Source organism: Micromonospora sp. 4G55, assembly GCF_016803375.1.
The window spans coordinates 1-4,030 of record NZ_JAEVHN010000557.1 but is presented as its reverse complement, the minus strand read 5'-3'; the positions used below and the strand labels follow the sequence as shown (position 1 = coordinate 4,030).

Annotated in this window: 3 protein-coding genes and 3 pseudogenes; 2 read left to right on the top strand and 4 right to left on the bottom strand. The window is 71.9% G+C overall.

Translation table 11 applies throughout. The features are described from left to right. Nucleotides 1-217: 217 nt before the first annotated feature. The 3 genes and pseudogenes from JNW89_RS29715 to JNW89_RS29705 all read right to left on the bottom strand — a co-directional run bounded on the left by JNW89_RS29715 (nt 218) and on the right by JNW89_RS29705 (nt 1,847). Nucleotides 218-624: pseudogene (locus tag JNW89_RS29715) on the bottom strand (hypothetical protein). 151 nt (nt 625-775) lie between these two features. Further along, nucleotides 776-997 carry a DUF397 domain-containing protein gene (locus tag JNW89_RS29710; protein ID WP_210777652.1) on the bottom strand — a complete coding sequence of 74 codons (222 nt, stop codon included), beginning with the start codon at nt 995-997 and terminating at the stop codon, nt 776-778. Beyond that, nucleotides 967-1,847, bottom strand: a pseudogene (locus JNW89_RS29705) (helix-turn-helix domain-containing protein). The gene JNW89_RS29710 and the pseudogene JNW89_RS29705 overlap by 31 nt, the downstream one beginning before the upstream one ends. Before the next feature lie 626 nt (nt 1,848-2,473). Here JNW89_RS29705 and JNW89_RS29700 point away from each other — a divergent pair. Both JNW89_RS29700 and JNW89_RS29695 read left to right on the top strand, forming a co-directional pair. Continuing rightward, entirely contained in the window at nt 2,474-2,758 is a 285-nt protein-coding gene (locus JNW89_RS29700; RefSeq protein ID WP_238451608.1) for a hypothetical protein, read from the top strand. A gap of 102 nt (nt 2,759-2,860) precedes the next feature. Next, on the top strand, nt 2,861-3,352 hold the full coding sequence (locus tag JNW89_RS29695; RefSeq protein WP_238451607.1) for a hypothetical protein: 492 nt from the start codon (nt 2,861-2,863) through the stop codon (nt 3,350-3,352). A gap of 9 nt (nt 3,353-3,361) precedes the next feature. On the opposite strand, the pseudogene JNW89_RS29685 reads toward JNW89_RS29695, so the two are convergent. Then, a pseudogene (locus JNW89_RS29685) lies at nt 3,362-4,016 on the bottom strand (PASTA domain-containing protein). Nucleotides 4,017-4,030: the final 14 nt, after the last annotated feature.

Below are 4,030 nucleotides of genomic sequence, written 5' to 3'. Positions count from 1 at the left end.
ACCGCGGCGGCCACGAAGCCATCGAGCATTCCCACGCCGGCCTGCGTCGACGAACCTACGGGCGGTGCGCCCGACGGCCGCTCGGACACCGCGCGACCCCCGCCTGACCGGACCGGCCGTCACCCTGGGCGGTCTCGCGGTCATCGCGATCGGGGTACGCCTGGCGCTGCGCCACAGCCGGCTCGCCGAGCGGGCGTTACCGGAGGCGGCGGCGACCTCAGCGCGTGCGGCTCGGCCCCTGCACGTATAGCAGCTCCAGGATCGCCCGGGTCGCCTCGAACCAGCGGTCCAGCCAGCCGGGCGGCGGCACGCTCCCCTTCGGCGGCAGCTCCATCAGCAGACCGCGCAGCAGCGGGTGGTCGACCAGCGACTCGCTCGGCTCCAGCGGCCACCCGGCCGGCGGGAACGAGGGCTCGGTCAGCGGGTTCGGGTCGAGCGAGGGCAGCGTCAGCGACGGCCGGCCTGCTCCGGCGCGGCCGATCCGGCGTCCCGCCCGCCAACCTCGGTGTCGGTGGACACGACCTCGGTGAGCACGGTGTCCCGGCGCGCGCCGCGGTACTTGCCGCCGAAGCGCTCCGACTTGCCCGGGCCGTTGGTGAGGTTGTCTGAACCGATCGTCGTCATCCGTCTCGCCTGCCTCGCTCGGTTTCCGATCCGTGCGGCGGGTTGTCGACCAGCGCCGTATCGAGGGGTTCAACGAGACGGAACGCAAGTGGCGACGGGCCGGCCGGGGAGATCCCCCGACCGACCCGTCGTCAACGCCACGTTGCGTCGATCAGTGCTGGACGAACCCGCCGCTCCGTGTCCGGGTGACGAAGGCGTGCCAGTCTCCCGGAGCGAAGACCAGGGCCGGGCCCGTCTTGTCCTTCGAATCCCGAACGCCGACCGCCCCGGTCACGTACGCCACCTCGACGCAGTTGTCGCAGTTCGGCCCGCTTTTCGAACTCTTGAACCACGTCGCGTGCCTCAGGTCCACGGGGAATTCCTTGGTCGCCATTTCCACAGCGGCTCCTCTACCAGTTTCGCGATGTGAGCTATGGATTCCTCCGGGCGAATGGCCGCTGCTCGAATGTGATCGAAGATGAAGCTGTACTTCTGCAGTTCGTCGCTCTTCTCCAGGAAGAGCCCACCCGTGGCGTTCTCCGCGTACACGACATCGGGATCACTCGGTTCGGGGAAGCTGAGAATGGTGAAGGTGCCGTCCATGCCGGCGTGCGCGCCCACCTCGAAGGGTAGGACCTGAAGCGTCACGTTCGGCAGTTCCGCCACTTCCACCAGCCGCTTGAGCTGGCCACGCATCACAGCGTCGCCGCCCACCGGCCGGCTCAGCACCGCCTCATCGAGCACCACCCACAAATCGACCGGATCGTCCTGGGTCAACAACGACTGACGGCCCAGACGGACACGCACCCGTTGCTGCACCTGGTCGACGGTGAAGTCCGGGCGGGCGCCCGGATCATTGCCCCGGCGTACTCCTCGGTCTCCAGCAGGCCCGGGACCACCTGCTGTTCGTACGCCCGGATCGAGCTGGCGGCCGCCTCCAGGCCGACGTACGCCCCGACCAGCACGGTGCTGTAGGGGTGCCACCAACCCTTCTGCCGGGCCTCCCGAGCGATCTGCACGAGCTCGTCGCTCTCGACGCCCACCACGCCGTAGATCCGCAGCATGTCGCGGACGTCCCGCGGGGTCGCGGAGGTGTGGCCGGTCTCGATCCGGGAGATCTTCGAGGCGGAGCACTCGAGCTGCTCGGCGACCGTCTCGATGGTGATCCCCGCCGCCTCGCGCTGGCGGCGCAGTTCGGCGCCCAGCCGGCGACGCCGGATGGTGGGGCTGCGCCGCTCGGTCACCGCGGCACCCCGCGGCTCACCGGGTGTTCCCCGTTCCTCGCGCTCACCCGGTTACCTCCCGGTGGCTGGCGCCTGCGTCGACCACCCGCCGAGGCGCGACCGACGAACGGCGGGCGATCGTTCGCGGCAGGGGGTGGTGCCGGTCGTCGACCGGCCGCGTCGGGCGAAACCGGCGTCCAGTGTGCCGGTCCGGGGTCGGCGTCATCAAGCGCCTTGTTCACGTGTCGCCCTCACGTATCGGCAAAAGTCGACGTGCAACTTGCATGTCGCACGTCGCTGATGCACTCTGTCCGTATGGCTCGGGTTACTCACCGTCTCCCCCGGCTTCCCCGGTCCGGCGACGACACCGGCGGCGGGACGACGGCCGGGCGACCCGATCCAGGTGCGACGACGAGACCTGCCCCGGGGTGATGACCCCGCCGCTGCACGCCCGACGGCTGCGGCGGCGGGAGCGGTAACCGGGAGCAGCACGGTGATGGTCGGGTGGCGGTCCGCCACCAGCGGGTACGGCCCGACCACCGCCACCGATCCACCGGCCGGCGGCACGATCCCGTCACCGGGCCCAGAAACCTTCCCCCATAACCTCCGGTCCGGCACCGCCGGCCATACCCTCCCCAGGAGCCCATGTGCTTCCCCGCTCCGGTGACGTACTGCACGTGACTCGCGCGGCGAGTGTCCAGTTCATCCGACCCATCACGTTCCGGGTCATCCGGGTGCTCGACTGGCCCACCTACGACGGTTGGCTCTGGCTCGACGGTTACGAGTTGAACGCGGCGGGGGACGCGATCAACCGACGGTCGATCTTCGTACAGGAGGCCGGTCTCCGGCAGCTCCAGGCGGCGCCCGTGCCGCGCCAGCACACCGTACGGACCCGACGGACGATCAACCGCGCCCCGGTGGCGGTGGGCTGACCTCCGCCATTACCCGGCCGGGGGGCGTGCCGTCGCCATAGACTCGGTACGCCCACCCCGGCGATAGTCACCACCCCGCGCGTCCCGGACCCTGAACCTGGGATGGCCATGGTCAATATGCCCGCCGCGCGGCGGCACCACAGGTCCCGTATCGGTTATGCCTTCGGGCTGCTGGCACTGGTCGGCGCCGTCACCACCCTCGTGGTGGTGGTGCGCTATCCGGCCGAATCGGCGACCCGGCTGGCCGAGCCGGTTCCCGCTCCCGAGATCACCGTGGTCGAGCAGAACTCACCACCTCCCGGCGTGGTCGGGTACCCCGGCTACGAGGACGACTCCGACTACCCGGCCGACCTCGCCGCACCCGACGACCACCGGTACGGCGATACCGCACCAGGCCCCGAGGCGAACGCCTCGGGGGATCCCCACAGCGGTGCCGGATCGCGGCCCGGCGACGGCGAGGCCGCCCTGGCCGGTTCGTCCACGGTGGACGCCCGGCAGGCCCTCAGCCAGTCGCTCTTCTACTCCGGCCTGCTCGGCCTGACCATCTCCCTGGCCGGGCTGGGACTGGTCGGCACGCGACGCCGGATGTGGTGAGACAGCCTCCTAGCCGGTGGGGGTGACCTCGGACGTCGGCTCGACCGTCCGGGTCGGGGAGGCCGTCGGCGACGGCGCGGCGGCCACCACCAACGTCACCCGGTCACCGGCGTCGACCAGCTCACCCGCCTCCGGGTCGGTCTCGATCACGGTGCCCGGCGGCTGCTCCGACGACTCCCGCGTCCGCACCCGGTACGACAGGTCGAGCCGGTCCAGGATCCGCTCGGCCGACGCCCGCGGCAGCCCCACCAGGGGCGGCACCGGGATCTGGGCGGCTGCCCGTGGTGGCCGGCGTGCTGGGCGCCTCGGTGGTCGGGGCGGCGGTGGTCGCGGCCGTGGTCACCGGCGCGCTGGTCGGCGCCGGCGGGGCGGGTTCCTCGTCCCGCTCGTCGGCCGCCCGCAGCACCAGCCAGATTCCCGTGCCGAGGGCGGCGAGCAGCAGCAGCGCCAGGATGCCCAGCAGGATCGGCATCCACCAGCGACGTCCACGCTGTTCCTCGCCGTACCACTCGACCGGCTCCCGGTAGTCGGCCGGACGCGGCGGTGGCACCCCGGCCCGCCCGGACCAGACGGGCGGCGCGGCCGGCACGGTCTGCTCCCCGGCACCGGTCGGGGGTAGCGGCCGGGTCCGGTCCAGCGGCTCGTGTCGGGCGGTCGCGTCCAACGGCTCGTGGCCGG

Bases quoted from the DNA above. Each gene is read 5' to 3' on its own strand.
- JNW89_RS29710 (WP_210777652.1), bottom strand. From the start codon at position 997: ATGGCGACCAAGGAATTCCCCGTGGACCTGAGGCACGCGACGTGGTTC.
- JNW89_RS29695 (WP_238451607.1), top strand. From the start codon at position 2,861: ATGGCCATGGTCAATATGCCCGCCGCGCGGCGGCACCACAGGTCCCGT.